Annotated in this window: 20 protein-coding genes; 13 read left to right on the top strand and 7 right to left on the bottom strand. The window is 46.5% G+C overall.

Annotation, left to right across the window (positions count from 1 at the left end; translation table 11 throughout):
• Nucleotides 1-45: 45 nt before the first annotated feature.
• Nucleotides 46-1032, bottom strand: coding sequence for a peptidylprolyl isomerase (locus tag AC5LIL_RS11075; RefSeq protein WP_499824148.1), 987 nt, complete (start codon nucleotides 1030-1032; stop codon nucleotides 46-48).
• Between the two features lie 153 nt (nucleotides 1033-1185).
• Here AC5LIL_RS11075 and AC5LIL_RS11070 point away from each other — a divergent pair, with 153 nt between their 5' ends.
• Nucleotides 1186-1524 (top strand): DUF1878 family protein, encoded by a 339-nt coding sequence (locus tag AC5LIL_RS11070; protein ID WP_224860194.1) that lies wholly within the window; start codon nucleotides 1186-1188, stop codon nucleotides 1522-1524.
• On the opposite strand, the gene AC5LIL_RS11065 is transcribed toward AC5LIL_RS11070, so the two are convergent.
• Together AC5LIL_RS11065 and AC5LIL_RS11060 are read right to left on the bottom strand one after the other, a co-directional pair.
• Entirely contained in the window at nucleotides 1508-2071 is a 564-nt protein-coding gene (locus AC5LIL_RS11065) for an HTH-type transcriptional regulator Hpr (RefSeq protein ID WP_015880933.1), read from the bottom strand. The genes AC5LIL_RS11070 and AC5LIL_RS11065 overlap by 17 nt on opposite strands.
• Nucleotides 2072-2132: 61 nt before the next feature.
• The gene (locus tag AC5LIL_RS11060; protein ID WP_499824147.1) at nucleotides 2133-2489 is read right to left on the bottom strand and encodes a hypothetical protein; all 357 of its coding nucleotides are present in this window, start codon (nucleotides 2487-2489) and stop codon (nucleotides 2133-2135) included.
• A 168-nt stretch (nucleotides 2490-2657) separates the two neighbouring features.
• On the opposite strand from AC5LIL_RS11060, the gene AC5LIL_RS11055 reads away from it, so the two are divergent.
• Nucleotides 2658-2993, top strand: coding sequence for a hypothetical protein (locus AC5LIL_RS11055; RefSeq protein ID WP_214696207.1), 336 nt, complete (start codon nucleotides 2658-2660; stop codon nucleotides 2991-2993).
• Nucleotides 2994-3033: 40 nt separating this feature from the next.
• Here the strand turns inward: AC5LIL_RS11055 and AC5LIL_RS11050 are convergent, their stop codons facing one another.
• A complete protein-coding gene (locus AC5LIL_RS11050) occupies nucleotides 3034-3462 on the bottom strand; it encodes an HIT family protein (protein WP_214696201.1) in 429 nt (142 codons plus the stop codon).
• A 129-nt stretch (nucleotides 3463-3591) separates the two neighbouring features.
• On the opposite strand from AC5LIL_RS11050, the gene AC5LIL_RS11045 reads away from it, so the two are divergent.
• Entirely contained in the window at nucleotides 3592-4641 is a 1050-nt protein-coding gene (locus AC5LIL_RS11045) for a hypothetical protein (RefSeq protein WP_499824146.1), read from the top strand.
• 47 nt (nucleotides 4642-4688) lie between these two features.
• Here AC5LIL_RS11045 and AC5LIL_RS11040 read toward each other — a convergent pair whose 3' ends face one another.
• A complete protein-coding gene (locus AC5LIL_RS11040; RefSeq protein ID WP_031421191.1) occupies nucleotides 4689-4940 on the bottom strand; it encodes a GlsB/YeaQ/YmgE family stress response membrane protein in 252 nt (83 codons plus the stop codon).
• 170 nt (nucleotides 4941-5110) lie between these two features.
• Here AC5LIL_RS11040 and AC5LIL_RS11035 point away from each other — a divergent pair, with 170 nt between their 5' ends.
• Both AC5LIL_RS11035 and AC5LIL_RS11030 read left to right on the top strand, forming a co-directional pair.
• Complete coding sequence (locus tag AC5LIL_RS11035; protein WP_263600772.1) at nucleotides 5111-5848, top strand: ABC transporter ATP-binding protein; 738 nt, start codon at nucleotides 5111-5113, stop codon at nucleotides 5846-5848.
• On the top strand, nucleotides 5845-6978 hold the full coding sequence (locus tag AC5LIL_RS11030) for an ABC transporter permease (protein ID WP_499824145.1): 1134 nt from the start codon (nucleotides 5845-5847) through the stop codon (nucleotides 6976-6978). The genes AC5LIL_RS11035 and AC5LIL_RS11030 overlap by 4 nt, the downstream gene beginning before the upstream one ends.
• A gap of 352 nt (nucleotides 6979-7330) precedes the next feature.
• Here AC5LIL_RS11030 and AC5LIL_RS11025 read toward each other — a convergent pair whose 3' ends face one another.
• Nucleotides 7331-8635, bottom strand: coding sequence for an ammonium transporter (locus AC5LIL_RS11025; protein ID WP_224860203.1), 1305 nt, complete (start codon nucleotides 8633-8635; stop codon nucleotides 7331-7333).
• A 121-nt stretch (nucleotides 8636-8756) separates the two neighbouring features.
• On the opposite strand from AC5LIL_RS11025, the gene AC5LIL_RS11020 reads away from it, so the two are divergent.
• The 6 genes from AC5LIL_RS11020 (at nucleotide 8757) to lplA (ending at nucleotide 14568) form a co-directional block, all read left to right on the top strand.
• Nucleotides 8757-9062: a MerR family transcriptional regulator gene (locus AC5LIL_RS11020; RefSeq protein ID WP_074032630.1), complete on the top strand. Its 306-nt coding sequence runs from the start codon at nucleotides 8757-8759 to the stop codon at nucleotides 9060-9062.
• A gap of 116 nt (nucleotides 9063-9178) precedes the next feature.
• Complete coding sequence (gene hemE / locus AC5LIL_RS11015) at nucleotides 9179-10228, top strand: uroporphyrinogen decarboxylase (RefSeq protein WP_074032631.1); 1050 nt, start codon at nucleotides 9179-9181, stop codon at nucleotides 10226-10228.
• Nucleotides 10225-11154: a ferrochelatase gene (hemH, locus tag AC5LIL_RS11010; protein ID WP_214696193.1), complete on the top strand. Its 930-nt coding sequence runs from the start codon at nucleotides 10225-10227 to the stop codon at nucleotides 11152-11154. The genes hemE and hemH overlap by 4 nt, the downstream gene beginning before the upstream one ends.
• Entirely contained in the window at nucleotides 11147-12532 is a 1386-nt protein-coding gene (hemG, locus tag AC5LIL_RS11005) for a protoporphyrinogen oxidase (protein WP_499824144.1), read from the top strand. Before hemH ends, hemG begins: the two co-directional genes overlap by 8 nt.
• Before the next feature lie 87 nt (nucleotides 12533-12619).
• Entirely contained in the window at nucleotides 12620-13507 is an 888-nt protein-coding gene (locus tag AC5LIL_RS11000) for a Cof-type HAD-IIB family hydrolase (protein ID WP_214785398.1), read from the top strand.
• Nucleotides 13508-13578: 71 nt separating this feature from the next.
• On the top strand, nucleotides 13579-14568 hold the full coding sequence (gene lplA, locus AC5LIL_RS10995) for a lipoate--protein ligase (protein ID WP_214696188.1): 990 nt from the start codon (nucleotides 13579-13581) through the stop codon (nucleotides 14566-14568).
• 62 nt (nucleotides 14569-14630) lie between these two features.
• Here lplA and AC5LIL_RS10990 read toward each other — a convergent pair whose 3' ends face one another.
• Nucleotides 14631-15494 (bottom strand): aminoglycoside phosphotransferase family protein, encoded by an 864-nt coding sequence (locus tag AC5LIL_RS10990; RefSeq protein WP_499824143.1) that lies wholly within the window; start codon nucleotides 15492-15494, stop codon nucleotides 14631-14633.
• A gap of 190 nt (nucleotides 15495-15684) precedes the next feature.
• On the opposite strand from AC5LIL_RS10990, the gene AC5LIL_RS10985 reads away from it, so the two are divergent.
• Together AC5LIL_RS10985 and AC5LIL_RS10980 are read left to right on the top strand one after the other, a co-directional pair.
• Nucleotides 15685-16158: a PTS sugar transporter subunit IIA gene (locus tag AC5LIL_RS10985; RefSeq protein ID WP_214785397.1), complete on the top strand. Its 474-nt coding sequence runs from the start codon at nucleotides 15685-15687 to the stop codon at nucleotides 16156-16158.
• Between the two features lie 100 nt (nucleotides 16159-16258).
• Nucleotides 16259-17806, top strand: coding sequence for a long-chain-fatty-acid--CoA ligase (locus AC5LIL_RS10980; protein WP_214785396.1), 1548 nt, complete (start codon nucleotides 16259-16261; stop codon nucleotides 17804-17806).
• Nucleotides 17807-17809: the final 3 nt, after the last annotated feature.

Raw genomic sequence — 17809 nt, 5'->3', positions numbered from 1 at the left:
TGTCCATAAAAAAATGGCGCTCCATTACGGAGTGCCATTTTTGTCTTATTGTTCAGTCGACTCTTCAGAAGACTCGTCTGCGTTTTTGATTGCTTCTTTGACAGCGTCAAATTGTTGCTCTGCTTTTGCATCTTTTACGTCAACGTTGTATTTTTCAATCAACTCCGCGTAAATTTTGTTTGCATCGACAGAAGCTGATTTTTCTGTTGCCAACTCTTCACGAATACGGTCTTTCTCGTCTTCGAGTTTCAAGTCTTTCTCTTTACGGTCTGTCACTTTAATGACGTGGAAACCGAATTGCGATTGGATTGGCTCAGAGACTTTTCCAACCACGTCTTCTTTGAATGCATATTCTTCGAATTCAGGTACCATCGTGCCTGTAGAGAAGTAACCGAGCTCTCCACCTTTTTCACCAGAACCTGTATCTGTTGATTTTTCTTTCGCGAGTTCAGCGAAGTCTGCACCGTCATTCAACTGTTTGATGATGTCTTGTGCTTCTTCTTCTGATTCGACGAGGATGTGGCTAGCTTCCACTTCCACGTTTTCTTTTGCGAACTGTGCTTCAACTTCTTCATCCGTCACGTCGACAAGTTCAGATTTTGCTACGTCGACAAGCATTTGTCCGCGAAGCGCTTCTTTGAACTCTTCTGTGCCGCTCATGCCGGCTTGTTGAATCGCTTGTTCGAATTCTTCTTTTGAGTTGAATTGTTCTTCTGTTTTGCTGAACTCTTCATCTACTTTTTCTTGCTCGACTTGATCACCATATTCTTTTTCAAGAAGTGCATTCATCGTCTCTTGGAATGCGAGTTGTGGCACCATGCGGTCGTAACTCATGTCCGCGATTTCACCGCGTGTGATTTCGCCGCCTTTATATGTGACGACTGCTGAATCGTCTGATTCGCCACCTGCGTTTGTCGCTGCGTATGTGCCGCCAGCACCGATGATCAGTGCGAGTGCAGATGCACCGACGAGAGCGCCGGTTGAGAATTTTTTATCTTGCTTTTTTGGTTCGTTTGTCATTCCGTTTGACATGTATTCCACCCCTAATAATTCTTTAAAGTTTCTAAGTCCGACTATATCACATTTTCCTAATCATGACAGCTGTTCTCTTGTCTGTACAGTATCATAGCACACAATCCTGTCGTATAATGATGTAATAGAATGTGAAATGATGGGGTGAGGGTAGTGTCACTAGAAGAGAAGGTCGAGCATTTATCATATCAGATGAAGATCTTACTCGAGATTGTCGATTGGACGGACCGTCCGTTTGAATATGAAGTGATTCGAGCGAACTTGACGAAGCAGGACGTAGAGGCGTTTTATCAGTTGCTTGAGGATATTCGGGCACGACAAAACGAGCAAATGCGCTATGGGTTTACGTCCATAGAACCGTTGCTCGTCCATTTTGTGGGTATGTTAGATTCAAGGCTAGACGTGAAAACGATTCTTGGGGCATGCGTCCGTCAAGGAATCGAGTTAGACGTCACAGAGCCACTCTATCGGCAGGTTAGGCTTCTTGACTGAGTTCATCCTCATCAGGACGTCTGCCTGCCTCTTCTGTGATCATTTTTGATGTTTCAGCAAAGATATCCATGAAGTTGTCCCCATATAAACGACGCACGATGGCCGTCATGTCTGTTAAGTCAGGGAACTTGCCATAAAGTTCTTGGAGCGGAAGTGAAGCGCGGAATACGCCGTTTCCTTCTGGATCAAACGCGTGAATCGTTTCAAGCAACAACGATTCTCCTTCAGGTGTCAATTGGACATACGTGTTTCGCTTGTCCGTCTCTTTTTTCGAAAACGTAAGTAATCCACGATCTTCTAACTTCTTCGAGAAGTTGAAAGCGGTCGAGACGTGCATGACGCCATATTTTGCAATTTCAGAGATCGATGCGCCGCCTAACGCGTGGGCAATCCATAAGATGTGGTGCTCATTGATGTTTAAATCAAATGGTTTAATCCAGTTTTGCCAATCTTTTTCGACGGTTTTCCACAAAGCCTTACTCAATTGAATAATTTTGTGGCTATAGAGCATGGCCTCAGGGCCAGTGAATTCTTTTTCGTGTTCCATTTCGATCCATCCTTTCCGGATAAAAAATCAAAAGTAATCGACGGACGATGACCTCAAACACTCACTGTGTTTGATTGACAGTGTTGTCAGTCATAGCAGACTGTACGTTCGAGAGTTCCTGAAGGTTCCCTTGAATTCGCTCGACTGAAGGCTGAATGTCTTGTTGATAGCGTTCGACTTCGGCTTTCACTTGATCAGTCAATTCTTTTCCTTGCAATTTCCCTGCGGCGGCAACTTGCGATGCATGTTTCGCCACATTCCCAAATTGTTCTTTTAGCGTAGTGATTGTGGATGCTCGATGTTGTTGAGCAGCAGCATCGTTTGAGGTACCTCGCGCCAGTTTTTTAAACGTGGCAACTCCTAAAAATGCTAAAACAAAGCCGAAAGCAATCCAATCTCGACGTTGGCGACTCGACAAAACATTCCCCTCCTCAAGCTCGGATAATCCGAATTACATTCTTTTCATATTATTTTACCAAAAAAGAGTGATTAAAAACCTATATCGCAAATAAAATTTTTCAGAACATTCAATTTTGACCGAAAAATCATTTTATTTTAAAATACAGGTAAAGGAAGGTGATCCTCAGTGGAGAAAGCGAAGCGTTGGGTAGATGACATGCTTGACCTGTATCTCGCTGCGAAACGACTGGGAGATGACACTTGGGCCGACTCCATTATGAACACACTAGAGGCGGGGTATGAAGCGTCGAAACAAACAGAGCAGGCACGCGAAGAATCGATACGAGAAAAACGTATGCTTGAAATAGATACCCGTCTAACTGAATTACGAAAAGAATTTGAACAAGCGACATCTGTTAAGACGCGTCAACAGTTATACGAAGTGGCAATCAAACTTCAGGTCGAGCGAGCGCAATTAGAAGAAGAACGGAAACGTCACCTTGATTCAATCAATCAATCATAAAAAACGAGACCCGTCATCGATTGACGGGTCTCGGTCTGTCTTAAACGTGTGATTGAATATTCGATGCGAGGGTTGTGAGTTCTTCAGATGTGAACGCATCATTTTGTGTAATCCATTTTGCTCCGAATCCATCTTCGTGTCCGAAACGTGGAATTAAATGAATGTGGAAGTGATAGACCGTTTGTCCGGCAACTTCCTCAGCATTCGACAAGACGTTCATGCCGATTGCCCCTGTTTCGCGTTGAATGGCCTTCGCGATGGTCGGGACGCGTTTGAAGACGTCCGCTGCGACCTCTTCAGGTAGCTCGTAAACGTTTTTCGCATGATGTTTCGGGATGACGAGCGTGTGACCTTTTGTCACTTGCGAGAGGTCGAGGAAAGCGACGACCGCCTCATCTTCATATACCCGATACGACGGGATTTCTTGTTGAGCGATTTTGCAAAAGATACAGGTTGGATCGGTATGCATCTATATTCCTCCATTCTAAAAAGTCATTTCTGTTTCATCATACCACGGAAATTCAGGCGCAAGAACGATTGGAAGAGAGAATGATTCCTTTTATACTTGAAGTAAGCACTGAAGAAAGGAGGCGAAAAGATGTCGTATACAAGAAGTCGAAAGAAAGAACGTCATTCCAAAATGATTCTTCTATTATCTATTTTCACTATTTTAGTCGGAGCCATTGTCTTCTATATATATGGATACAAACCAGCGGCGAAGCAAGATAAGATTCACGTCGCATTTAAAGAGGCCTTATTAGAGGAAGACCGTGCTTTCTTTGAGGAAAAGGTAGAATATCAAGGCGAAACGTTAACGCGTGCTGAGGCACTGCGGTTTATGGGCTGGCTGAACGATGAAAAATCCATTCGTGGCGATGCCATCGCCGAAGTCGCACAAGATCGCGCAAATCGGACGAAAGGCATGGAAGCGGAAGGGCTGTTTCGATTGATTGATACAGGTGAAGGGCGCTTTGGCTTTTCAGATTATCGGATTGAATTATTGCCACAACGAATCGATGTCACTTCAGACGTACCGTTGACGAATATTTGGGTCGATGGGCAGCGCGTCGGTCGGATTGATGAAGCGAACGGACGATTCACGTTCGAGAAGATGCCAGGAAGTTATGATGTGAAGGCGGTCGCCGTGGCGAATGGTGAGACGGTGTCCGAAACAGAGACGATTCAATTAACATCTCCTGAATCGCTCGAGTATGCATTGATGCCGGAATCGAGTGAAGCGATTGTGGGACAGTTCGATTTGAAGCGGGCAGAGTTGATTGAGATCGAAGTAGAAGCGCAAACCGGTCATCCGTTAGAAACGATTGATTCGTTGATTGGACAATCAGAAGGAAAGGTTCAAGAAACGTTAGGAGAGCCAGATGGGAAACGTGACGATGAATGGGATTATGAGCGATTGACTGTCGTGTTTGAAAAGGGAGACGTGCAGTCAGTTTTAATCGATCTTGATAAACGACCAGACGACTTGATTGCATTACTCGGCGAACCAAATGAAAAGACAGAACACAAACTCGGAACAGAGTGGGATTACGGTCAATCCTTCTTCGAATCATTCTTCACGTTCTTTGGTCTTGAAACGGAGAAGCAGTTTATTGAAAAAAATGACGCGATGTATTTATTGATTCAATGAAAAAAGAGGGACATTCCATTATGGAAGCCCCTCCTGTACATAAATAATTATTTCTTACGCATTGATTTCATGACGAACGATACGATTAAAATAAGGATAATCGCACCGATAAGAGCTGGGATAATCGCGATATCCGCTACGATTGGTCCGAAATCACCGAAGATGAGTCCACCCAACCAAGCACCGATGATCCCTGCGATGATGTTACCGATGATTCCACCTGGTACGTCCTTACCTAAAATTAATCCTGCTAACCAACCGATGATACCTCCGATAATCAAATAAAGAATAAACCCCATAATTCATTTCTCCTTCCTCTGTTTGCCCATTGTTCTTTTCAACGATTTTGTGGAACAATGGGAGTATTGATGTTTTATTTTAAAATGCCTTACAGTTCAGATTATTCCCATGTGACAACATTTAAAACATATATCACGAAAAAAAGTTGAAAATGAAAGGTGTGGTTTTCATGCTGCACGTCGATCGATTGAACGGCGGATATATCGGAAAGCAAGTTTTGCACGACGTTTCGTTTGAAGTGAAAAAAGGAGAGCTTGTTGGGTTGATAGGGCTAAATGGAGCTGGAAAATCGACGACGATCAAACACATTTTGGGTCTCTTGTCACCACTATCCGGAAAAATCGAAATTGATGGAGAAACATTAGAGTCTTCAGAAAAAAGGTATCGTAAGAAAGTAAGTTACATACCGGAGACACCGATTTTATACGAGACGTTAACCTTACAAGAACACATTGAGTTGATGGGGAAAGCATATGACGTAAGTCCTGAAGAATTGACCGAACGGACGAAGCGTTTAGCAAAAGAAATGCGAATGGAAAAACAACTTACTTGGTTCCCGTCCGTCTTTTCAAAAGGGATGCGACAAAAGGCGATGATCTTATGCGCCCTTGTGACGAAGACGCCGCTCCTCATCGTCGATGAGCCGTTCGTCGGTCTTGATCCACTAGCGATTCGTCAGTTGCTCCAACTGTTTGATGAGTACAAACAAGACTGTGCGATTTTGATGTCGACCCATATTCTTGAGACAGCGGAGCGGCATTGCGACCGTTTCGTCTTCCTTCATCAAGGTGTCGTCATCGCGAACGGGACGGCCGCACAGTTGCGAGACAAGTATCAATTGTCACCTGATGCGACACTCGATGACATTTATGTAGAGGCGATTGCGTCGGAGGAACGGTCGTCATGAATCGATTTACATCAAGACTCGGCAACTGGATGGAAGAGGTCGTCAAATATAGTCGCTACGTCGCAAACGGCGGACTCTTGTTCACACTCTACTTCACTTTGATTTACGGGGCATTTGTCTACAACAACTTTTTAGAACGAATTGATGGGACGTTTCCGGGGGTGTGGATTGCCGCAGCGGTTCTCATTCTCATCCCGCTCGGTCATCGTCCGAGAACGTTTATCCAAGAGGCGGATCAAGTGTTCCTCCTCCCGGAACTAGGGATGATTCGTTCCTATATGATTGGTGTGCGCTTGTTCAATATCGGCTTTGCGACAATCCGAGCACTTCTCGTCTTACTCATTTTATTGCCGCTTCTCGTGCGGACGGAGAGCTATACGGGAATTGAGGTATTATCGTTCGTTGTCACGATGATGTTACTTTCGGCTGCAGGTCGATTGGCAAAAGTGGAAGGGGTACGCGAATGGCTCATCGTCCCGTTCGCGCTCGTGAGCGGCGCATGTCTTCTAATGGATTGGACAGAGTGGGCGTGGGTGCCCGCGTTCATGTCGTTCATTTTCTTACATGTAAAACGAAACGAACGAATCCCACTTTTACACTGGTTGGCGCTTGAGGAGAAGAGTCGGGCTCAGTTTGAACGAGTCATCAGCTGGTTCGTCGACTTGCCGACCTTGAAAGAAGAAGTGCGGGAACGACGACTTCTGACAAAGCTGCTCGAAAAACGAGTGCTCCAACGCGTCGATGCGTCCCGTTACGTGTACGGTCTTCGGATTATTCGTTCGAACGACTCCCTCGACCTGATTCTTCGATTGACGGCGGTGGCGCTCATCGTCATGTGGATGTCAGGCGGTTGGTATGTAGGATTCGTCACACCACTATTTGTAGGGCTGACAGCGTTACAGCTCGTTCCATTGTTTAAACGGTTAGAGGCGATTTCCATTGTGTCCTGGCTACCAATCACCCGTCAAGAGCGAATCGAAGGCTATTCGTGGTGGGCGATGCGGTTACTCATCGTGCAATCCATCGTGCTCGTGCTCGCCTCGGTTGGATTTGGTGCGACATGGGACGCGGCAGTCGGGCTGATTTTATCCATTGTGGTCATTCGTTATTACTTGAGACGGTTGACGTAAATAGTGACGAATAGATATACAAAAAAATAGACGAACGAGACGGTTCAAACAACATCTCGTTCGTCTTTCATTTTGTATTAAGCGATAGATGATTTTTTGACATGTTAATAGTTGTTCATCTTCTTTTCGGTCGATTGATGAACTTTACAAAAAAGAAGATCATAACGGAAATAAAAACGAGTAAGAATAGTGCGAAATCAAGAGCGTTTATAAGTCATACCTCCAGTAAATGTCATGATGCGTAAAAATTTCACGACTTCATTTTACCGTTATTTGAATTGGTGTAAAGCGAAAAAGGGGTTAGTCACCATATTTTGGTGACTAACCCCTCCTTATCAATCGATAGTTCGAATTATTTTTTAGGAGACATAACCGATACGCTCGAACCGAGAATCTTCGGAAGGCGTCCTGGTTTCTCTGTTGTTTCTTCGACTTCACCATATGCTGATACACCATGCTCTGCGATATCGAGACCGACATCTTCTTGTTCTTCTGTAACGCGAAGACCGATTGTGACGTCAAGGAGTTTCAAGAACGCGTAGCTTCCGCCACCAGCGATGACCATGGCGATCAATACGCCGAGTGTCTGAACGCCGAGCTGTGTCAATCCGCCGCCGTAGAAGAGACCGGCAGAACCGATACCTGTAATTTCGACGAGTCGAGGAGAAGCGAAGAAACCGAGTGCGAGTGTCCCGATAATACCAGCCACGCCGTGTACAGAGAAGGCGCAGAGTGGGTCGTCCACATATTTTGCCATCAAGATGCTCGTTCCGTAAGTTGCAATCGATGCGAGGGCACCGATGACGACTGCTGCCCAAGGCTCTACAAACGCACAAGCTGCTGTGATGGCAACGAGTGCTCCGAGAACACCGTTGACGATCGTCGGGATGTCTGCCGTCTTACGGTGGAGCATGACAATGGCAAGGGCACCAAGCGCACCAGCTGCTGTTGCGAGCATTGTTGTCAACGCCACGTAACCGAAGAATCCGTCAGCGACCGACATCGTTGAACCAGCGTTGAATCCGAACCAGCAAAGCCAAAGTACGAGACCGCCAACGACCGTCAACACGTGGTTGTGACCAGCGAGTGATTCCGTCTTGCGACGTGGTTTCAAGATGATAGTCGCCATGAGAGCCGCCATCCCACCTTGAAGGTGAACGACCGCCGAACCTGCGAAGTCTTGCATCCCCATTGATCCGAGCATTCCGCCAGCCCATACTGAGCGTGCAACAATCGGGTAGAGGATGGCGACGAAGAAGATACCGAAGAGAACGTAGGCAGAAAGCTTAGCCCGTTCCGCAAATCCACCCCAAGCGATAGCGAGGGATACCGCAACGAATGATAACTGGAATAAGAATTTGATGTCGATTGATACGTTCGCCCAGTCGAGGCTTGTGAACGATCCGCTTAAGAAGAATCCTTCTGTCCCAAACCAAGTCGTTCCGTCACCGAACGAGAGGCCGAATCCGACCGCCCAAAAAGCGAGTGCCGCCACAGAGAGGCTGATAATTTGTTTGACCGCGACGTGACCGGCGTTCTTCGCCCGAAGCGTCCCTGTCTCGAGTAATCCGAAACCTAATTGCATCGTCAATACGAGCAATGCAGCGATGAGTACATACAGCGTGTCCATATAATAGAGAATGTCTTCCATGTTCATGCCCTCCTTTTTCTTAGGTGCTTTCCAAAAGTTGACTTCAGTGTAAAACGAAAATTTGATGTTGGATTGCATTTTGTCAGATTATCTGACATAGTTTTTTTATTGAGGAGGGCGAGGGCAAATGGACTATAAATCGAAGAAAGTGATTGGGATGGGTGTCGTGACTGAGTTGACGGGACTTTCTGAGCGTCAGGTCCGTTATTATGAAGAAAAAGGTCTCGTCTTTCCTGAACGTACGAAAGGCGGTTCACGTAAATATTCTTTCCATGACGTGGAGCGTTTGGTTGAAGTGGCGACTAAATTGGAAGATGGATGGCGAATTCAAGATATTAAAGAGCGAGAGCGTCGATTATCGGCGAAGCAGCGTGACGATTTGATTCGCGGTCAGTTGAATTCGGCTTTCCGAACATTTCCGACAAAAAAATGACACAAAGAAAACACAATGAAAATGCTTCACATTAGCATAATTCTAATTAATTTCTGTATAATGTTTTTGAGTTCACAAACACGAGAATAAAGAGTGTAGGAGAAATTTAGAGGGGAATGACGCGACGTATGAACGATACTATTTTAAAAGCGTTTAAAGGAGAGGCGACAGACTATGTACCTGTATGGTATATGCGCCAAGCCGGACGCTATCAACCGGAATATCGAGAGATTAAAAAGACGAGGTCACTATTCGAGATCACGCATGATCCTGAACTTTGTGCATATGTCACGGAACTTCCGGTGAAACAACTCGGAGTCGACGCGGCCATTCTATATAAAGACATCATGACGCCACTTCCATCGATGGGGGTGGATGTCGAGATTAAGAGCGGAATCGGACCGGTCATCGACAATCCATATCGAACGATGGAAGATGTGGAACGCTTAAAACCGTTAAACCCAGATGATATCTCATACGTCTTCGACACAATCCGTTTACTTCGGGAACGATTAGAAGTCCCGCTCATCGGCTTTTCAGGGGCGCCGTTCACATTGGCGAGCTACATGATCGAAGGTGGTCCGTCACGGAACTACCATCGTACGAAAGCGCTCATGTATGCAGAACCGGATGTATGGAATGCGTTGATGGAAAAACTCGGTGACATGGTCATCACGTATGCGAAGGCGCAAGCGGATGCTGGCATTCAAGCGTTCCAATTGTTTGATTCGTGGGTCGGGACGCTCAGCCGTAAAGACTATGCGCGTTACATCAAGCCGACGACGGAACGTATTTTCAAAGAATTACGTTCCCTCGACATCCCGCTCATCATGCATGGAGTCGGAGCGAGCCATCAAATCGAAGAATGGCACGACCTTCCACTAGATGTGGTCGGACTCGATTGGCGTCTATCGGTACAAGAAGCGCGCGACCGCGGGATCACAAAGGCTGTCCAAGGAAACTTGGACCCGTCGTTCTTACTGGCACCGTGGCCGGTCATCGAAGAGAAGGTAAAAGAGATTTTGGATGAAGGAATGAAGCAGCCAGGATACGTCTTCAACTTGGGACATGGGGTGTTCCCGGAAGTCGATCCAGCCGTACTCGTCAAATTGACGGCATTCATTCACGATTACTCACGCGAAAAAATGGGAGGCAATGAATCATGAAAACAGTCGGACTACTTGTCATGGCGTACGGGACACCGTACAAGCCGGAAGATATCGAACGTTACTACACGCATATTCGGTACGGACGTAAACCATCGCCGGAAGCGCTCCAAGATTTGACGGAACGCTATGAAGCGATTGGCGGCGTATCTCCGCTCGCAAAAATCACGATCGATCAAGCGGAGACGCTTCGTGACATCTTGAATGAGCGCCATGTAGGTGAAATCGAGTTCAAACTGTATATCGGATTGAAGCATATCGAACCGTTCGTAGAAGATGCGGTCGCGCAAATGGCGAACGACGGCATCAAAGAAGCGGTATCGGTCGTCTTGGCACCTCATTACTCGTCATATAGCGTCAAGTCATATAACGGTCGTGCTCATGAAGAAGCAGCGAAGTATGGCATCGACATCCGTTCAGTCGACTCGTGGTATGACGAGCCGAAATTTATTAACTGGTGGGCAGAGGCGATCAAAGAGACGTTTGCGAACTTGCCTGTACCGGCTGAAAAAGCATGTCTCATCGTATCGGCACACAGTCTTCCTGAAAAGATTTTGGCTGGGGGCGACCCGTATCCAGATCAATTGAAAGAGACAGCAGATAAGATTGCTCAGGCGACAGGTGTACCGAACGTGGAAGTCGGTTGGCAGTCAGAAGGAAATACACCGGATCCATGGATTGGACCGGATGTGCAAGATTTAACGGCTGAACTTTATGAAAAGCATGGCTATGAAGCGTTCGTCTACACGCCGGTCGGCTTTGTCGCAGATCACCTCGAAGTATTGTTCGATAACGATGTCGAATGTAAAGTCGTCTGTGACCGCCTCGGTGTCCATTACGCACGTCCAGCTATGCCAAATGCAGAGCGAAGCTTCATCGAAGCCATCGCGGATCGAATGGAAAGCGTGATCGTGCATCATGCGTAAATTTACGATTGTCGGTGGTGGGATCACAGGTCTCACCGCCGCTTTTTATGCGGAGCGTTATTTGCCGGAAGACGTTTCAATCACATTGCTTGAGGCGACAGACCGTCTCGGTGGGAAGATTGACACGTATGAGACGGGCGAGTTTGCGGTTGAACGTGGACCGGATTCGTACGTTTTTAGAAAGACAGCTATGACAGAATTGATTGAAGACGTCGGTTTAGGTGATGAACTCGTTCGAAACGGCGTCGGACAGGCTTACGTTCTCCATCATGACGGACTCCATCCGATTCCGAAGCAGACAGTGATGGGAATTCCGCTAGATGTCAACGCGTTTCGTGAGACGACGTTGCTCTCGGAAGAAGAACACGAAAACTTGAAACAGATGTTGCTGACACCACCTGATGTAGAAGCACCAGATTCGGACGTCTCGCTTGGTCTTTACCTTCGTGAACGTGTCGGGGACCCGATTGTCGACCGCTTGATCGAACCGTTGCTCTCTGGTATCTATGCCGGGGACATCGATCAAATGAGTGCGATGTCGACATTCCCTCAGTTCATCGAGGGAGAAAAGAAATACGGGAACTTGTATGAAGGGATGCGTCATCTACGTCCCGAACAACGGGTCGCTGAAGTTGGGGCGAAAAAAGTAGGACAGTTTGCCTCATTAAAACGAGGACTAAAATCGCTCACGGATCGTCTGGCCGAACGATTGGAACGGACGGAGGTCGTATTGAACTGTTCCGTCGAGCAAGTGTCCGAGCGTGAGGACGGGTATCGATTATTCACGAATCGTGGAGATATCGACACGGATCATCTCGTATTGACGGTCCCACCACGCCTCATTCGTCAGTTCCTCCCGAAAGTCGATAGTGACTTTTTGGCGGATATGAAACCGCATGCGACGGCGACTTGCTCGCTTGTCTTTAAAGAAGAAGATATCGAGCTCCCATTCGTTGGGACAGGATTTGTGACGAGTCAGGAAGCAGACGTGACGATAACGGCTTGTACGTTCATCGACCAAAAATGGCCACATGCCGTGCCGGAAGGATATCACGTCCTCCGTGTCTTTTTAGGTCGACCGGGGGCAGATGACATCGTGGAAGCGTCCGATGAAGAAATCATCGAGACAGCGTTACATGATCTTCGAGGTCTCATGAAAATTCACCGTGATCCGATTCAGACAGTCGTCAGTCGACTTCGTGACGGTCTGCCACCGTATGCCGTCTTTCATGCGGATCGCGTCAAAGCGCTTCGTGCCGAGATGAGCCGGGTATATCCTGGAGTCATTCTGGCTGGAATCGCCTATGACGGAATCGGGATGCCAGACTGTGTGAAGAGTGTGCGGGAACAAGTGAAAGCATTGCGTGAAAAAAATTGAGATTTGATGAAGGGAGGGTTCGGATTGTTCCGAATCCCTCTCTTTTTGTTATAGTTAGAAGCGAAAGAGAAAAAGGAGTGATGGAAGATGGCAACGTATAAACTTTTTGTATCAGACATGGACGGTACAATTTTGCACAACCACACCAAGATTGCGAACGAGACGGCAGAAATCGTTCGTGAAGCAGAGGCAGCAGGCATTCGATTCGCAATTGCGACGGGGCGCAACTATGTGAATGCGAAACAAATCCTAGATGAGGTCGGCCTTTCTTGCCCAATCGTATCGTCGAATGGGGGACGCGTGCTCGACACATCAGGAGAAGTCCTTCATGAAATCGACTTGACGATCGAAGAGGCACTTCAGGTCATTGAAGTCCTTCATCAAGACCATAAGTATGCGGACGTCTTTTACGAGATGTACACGGAAGCTGGACTCGTGGCGAGCCGTGGCGACTTGATTGAAGCATCGATGAAAAACCTGAAAGCGAATGGTGACGACCGCTCGCTCGAGATGTATGAATTCTTTAAGAATCGCTACTATGTCAATGAAGACGTCAAGATTGTCGACGACATCGAGAGCTTCATTCGTGAGGAAGCAGGACGTGTCTATAAGTTCATCGCGTTCTCAAGCCATCTCGAGAAAATGACGGCGCTTTGGAAAGAAATCGAAGCACAAGTCGAAGGTGTGTACGTCACATCTTCAGGTAATGACAACATTGAAGTGATGGCACACGGCGCAGATAAAGGAAACGGTGTGACGAAGCTCGCTGAACATTACGGTATCGATTTATCAGAAGTCGTCGTCATCGGTGATAACTTGAATGACGTACCGATGTTCAAAGTGGCCGGAAAAGGGATTGCAATGGGGAACAGCCATGAGGACTTGATTGCTATCAGCGACCACGTCACAGAGCGTCACGACGAGTATGGGGTGGCGAACGCCTTGAAACGAGTGATGACAGGTGAGTGGAAGTAAAAGATTTGTCGAGTCATCGTCTCGTCTCGTATAATACGAGTAACGAACATCCGACTAGGAGGAAATAGACTGTGAAATTTATTTTTAATCCAGATATCCGCGACCCAAAGCTTAACTTGGCGGTCGAAGAGTATATCTTAAAACACTTGAACGTAGACCATGAAGACTACTTCTTGTTCTATATTAACGGTCCATCGATCATCATCGGGAAAAACCAAAACACGTCTGAAGAGGTCAACTTGAAGTACATTGAAGAGAACGGCATCGATGTCGTACGTCGCCTCTCTGGTGGCGGTGCCGTCTATCACGATGAAGGAAACTTGAACTTCAGCTTCATCACAAAAGACGATGGCAACTCGTTCAATAACTATAAGAAGTTCACGCAACCAATCGTGGATGCCTTACGTAACCTCGGTGTCGAGGCGGAGCTAACAGGCCGTAACGATATTCAGGTCGGTGAACGTAAAATCAGTGGGAACGCACAATTCACGACGCGCGGACGTATGTTCAGCCACGGGACGCTCATGTTCAACTCGAACATTGAAGAAGTCGTCAACTCGCTCAATGTCTCGGAAGAGAAAATGCGCTCAAAAGGAATTAAGTCGGTCCGTAGTCGTGTAGCGAACATCACTGAATTTTTAGAGCGTGAGATGGAGATGGAACATTTCGTCGAGGCGTTGCTCCATTCGATTTACGATGGAGAGCAGCCAGAGCGTTACGTGCTTCGTGATGAGGATTGGGAAATTGTCCATGATATCTCGAAAGAACGTTATGCGAACTGGGACTGGAACTTCGGGAAATCGCCGAAGTTTGATGTCGAGTCGAAACGTCGTTTCCCAATCGGGACAATCGATGTCCGCTTGAACGTCAACAAAGGGACAATCACTGAAGCGAAGATTTACGGTGATTTCTTCGGTGTCGGTGACATCCAAGATGTCGAACAGGCGCTCGTCGGGACTCGTTTCGAACGTGCGGCTATCCGCGAGCAATTGTTACAACTCGATCTGAAGCACTACTTCGGAAATGTTGAGCTCGAGGAATTGGTTGATTTGATTAGTTAAAAGTAAAAAGGTGTTTCGGGATGCATTTCCGAAACACCTTTTTGATGTGATTCAAAGAAAGGTTAACTTATTTCTGCTTTAAGGATGTCTAGGTTTCTCTCATAAAAATCTATATTTTGTTCAAGTCCTCTACGGTTACACCACCCAATACTGTTAAAAGCATCAGTAAATCGATAAAACGGAAGAACACGTTCGAGATCGATCAATGGTCGAATACTTGTGTAGCCTTCTTGATAGGCTTCATATAACTGTAAGTCATGACTCAGATAGTCCCGATAAATCTTAGTGAAATCGACTTCTGTTGAACCAAAACGAACGGTTTCAAAGTCAATCAAACTTGAGACTTCAGATGATGTGACAAGGATATTACCTGGTCTAAAATCCATATGTATAAAACTAGGTCCATCAGATTCTGGGAGCTGCAGTTTCATTTTTTCAAAAGTATGAATGGCTTTGTTATATAATGATTCCTCCAACAAAGGCTTTGCATCTATCGCAAAACTATAAAATTGACGATCTAGAAATTGTGGCCACTCTTGAAAAACATTTTCGATATATGTGATCTTTTGATTAGCTGGTGGTGGAATGGAATGCATCTTAGCGTGCACTTGTCCCACCTGAAAAGCGATTGTGGCCGATGAATCTACGGAAAGTTGTACACCGGTTGATTCTTTCAAGAGCAGGGCACCGATTGAATGTTCATCACCGGTCCAAAAGTCTAGCAATGTCGGGATTGGAATGTGAGCTTTTAAAAGTCGGTAAGCTTCAAGTTCACGAAACAATTTCACTCTCGAGAATGGGATTTTGACATAGACAGTCTCACCACTAGTTTGCACACATCGATAAACAGTTGAACTAAATGAATTTTCAACAGGAGCGGAATGTTGGATGTCCAAATCAAAGATATGAATAAGTTTTTCGAGCAATGTTCTCCCCCCTCAACACAAAAATCTATACATCTGACTAAAATACTTCACTGCAAAGTATAGCAAAGGATTATAGATGTTTGGCAGTTTCGTGAACGATGATGCTACGGATTGCACCTAGAAAAAATAAGGCGTATCATAATTTATGCAAACGCTTTCGTAGATGCTGATCAAAATAGGAGGAGTAACGATGTATCGAAGGCTCAGTGAATGGATGGATCCAAGTCGGATGTGGGTGACGGAACAAGCGACGTTTGAACGGGCTGTCATGGCGATAGGGCTAGAGTTGGAACGTAAAGAGATTGTCGATTCTTCATTTACACGAGTGATCCTGAATCAAGAAGCGATTATTCCGTCCGGAGTGAGTGACGTGGCCGAGCCGGTTGCTGTCATCGACGTCCCGCTCTCGATTTCAAAACGAGACGGCATCTCACTCCTTCATCTGTTGAATCCATGCGAGATGAAGACGATCACTGGTGAAACGATTCACGCGAAAGCCATCTTATTGATTACAGCTACGACGGAACCGAAAAAGCAGGCGTATCACAAATTGATTGATGATTTACTTATGGATGATGAGTCGCTCCAAGCGCTCGTTCACGTTCAAAGCCGAACGGGATTATATCACTTACAAACGAACTTTTTGGAAGCGTTTTCTTATTGAAACATTTCATGTACAATAGAAGTAATTGAAAAGAGCGCGGACAACGTGCTCTTTTTTATGGCTCAAAAGTGAATCATCATTCATTTAAAGGGGGATTACCATGGCAAACTTAGTCAAGTCACTACAAGAAGTGGTGACCGCTCACCCGCAAAAGGCTGCGTACGTGTTTGGGGAAGACACGGTGAGTTACGAACAGTTTTATGGGCAAGTCAAGGCGATGGCATCGACGCTTGAACAAAAAGGGATTGGACAAGGCGATCACGTCGCCCTCGTTCTCGGCAACAGCCCAGCGTTCTTGATCGCGTACTTCGCCGTGTTGTCACGTGGAGGGGTCGTCATTCCGATCAACCCTACATACACGCCTGATGAAATGGCCTACATTCTACTTGATGGAGACGTCAAAGGAATTGTTGGCTTGTCACCGCTCGTCGCGCAGGCAGAAGCGGCACTCTCGAAGTTACCTCAGTTGAAACTCGTCATCTCTGTCCCATATGCGGACGTACCGGCATTGAAGCGTGAAGGCGAAATTGAGTTTATCCCTTTCGCGGAAGCGTTCGCTGCGACAGAAGGAACGTTCATTGAAGTCGATGAAGAAGAGGTTGCCGTCATTCTCTATACGAGTGGGACGACCGGGAAGCCGAAGGGCGCATTATTGACGCACCAGAACCTGTTCTCGAATGCGCATTCAATCGGGGAGTATTTGGACATTACACCAGAGGATAAAGCGTTAGCCGCATTGCCGATGTTCCACGTCTTCTGTTTGACGGTCATTGTGAATGCACCACTCCTTCGTGGGGCGACGATTGTCATCTTACCGAAGTTCTCACCACAAGATGTATTTGACTTGGTGCCAAAGCATCGCGTGACGTTCTTTGCAGGAGTACCGACGATGTACAACTTCTTGCTGCAGACGGCGATGAAAGTACCGGCCTATACGTCCGCGTTGAAACATGTCCGCGTGTTCGTCTCAGGAGGGGCAAGTTTACCGGTCCAATTGCTCGAGTCATTTGAGCAGATGTTCGAATGTAAAATTCTCGAAGGGTATGGTCTGTCTGAGGCGTCACCGGTCACTTGCTTCAACCCGCTTCACGGAGAGCGAAAAGCGGGATCGATCGGACCTTCTATCGTTCACGTCGAAAACAAAGTCGTCGACGAGCTTGGGGAAGAAGTCGGCGTCGGTGAAGTCGGAGAGTTGATTGTACGTGGACCGAACGTCATGAAAGGGTATTATAAGTTACCGGAAGAGACGATGATCACACTCCGCGACGGCTGGCTCTATACAGGAGATTTGGCGCGACGTGATGAGGACGGTTATTTCTATATCGTCGACCGGAAAAAGGACATGGTCATCGTCGGAGGTTATAACGTATACCCTCGTGAGGTAGAAGAAGTTCTATATCAACATCCTGATATCGTGGAAGCAGCGGTGATTGGTGTGCCGGATGCGGAGCAAGGGGAAGCGGTGAAAGCGTTCGTCGTCACGAAACATGAAAATGTGACGAAAGAGGACATTCGTGCATACACACAAACGAAATTAGCGAAGTATAAGCAACCAACTTATATTGAGATCATCGAAGAGCTTCCGCGTAATACGACTGGTAAGATTTTACGAACCGTCTTGAAGAGCGAGGCATTCCAAAATAGTTGAGTA

This window comes from Exiguobacterium sp. RM11, from assembly GCF_059821525.1.
Note: the sequence above shows the minus strand (reverse complement) of the source record. Positions and strands in the feature narration are given on the sequence as shown.